A 536-nucleotide genomic window follows, 5' to 3' on the forward strand; every position below is an offset into this window, starting at 1 on the left:
AGCGGCCACCCAAAGTTCATACCCGCCCTGGTCACCACATTCAGGTCTTCCCAGAGGCCGTACCCCACATCCCCCACATACAGCACCCCCGGCCTGCCGTCTGCCGGGTTGGTGCTGCCCGAGCCGGGCTTGAGCGCCATACGGAAGGGGTTCCGGAAGCCCAGCGACCACACCTTGGAGCGTACAGAAGCAGGGTTGCCCGACTCGTAGAACGGGTTACTGGCCATGCCGTTGCCGGTCTCGGGGTCGATACGCAGGATTTTCCCGTTGTAGCTCTCCAGCTGCTGGGCACGCAGGGCGCCCACGTTCTGCTGGCTGGGGATGATGCCGTCTGCCAGCGCCTGGGCATAGTAGGTTTCCGAGGCGCTTCCCACATCGTCCCTCACATAGCTGGCCCCGTCGCCGGCGGAGACGAGCAGGGTGCCGTCGGTGCCGAAAACCAGCGAGCCCACGCCATGGCTCTCGTGCAGCACCGGAATGCCGGTAGACCTGGTGGCCCCGAGCAGGATTTTGCGGCTGGCGGTGTTGATGCTGTA

1 protein-coding gene is annotated in these 536 nt (G+C 65.1%); it reads right to left on the reverse strand.

All coding sequences use genetic code 11. The annotated features are described in order from the left end of the window. A partial coding sequence (locus ACFS7Z_RS27405) for a PQQ-dependent sugar dehydrogenase (protein ID WP_377492739.1) occupies window positions 1–473 on the reverse strand: 473 nt, incomplete at its 3' end. Window positions 474–536 lie beyond the last annotated feature (63 nt).

It is taken from the genome of Pontibacter toksunensis (assembly GCF_042686245.1).
GTDB lineage: Bacteria > Bacteroidota > Bacteroidia > Cytophagales > Hymenobacteraceae > Pontibacter > Pontibacter toksunensis.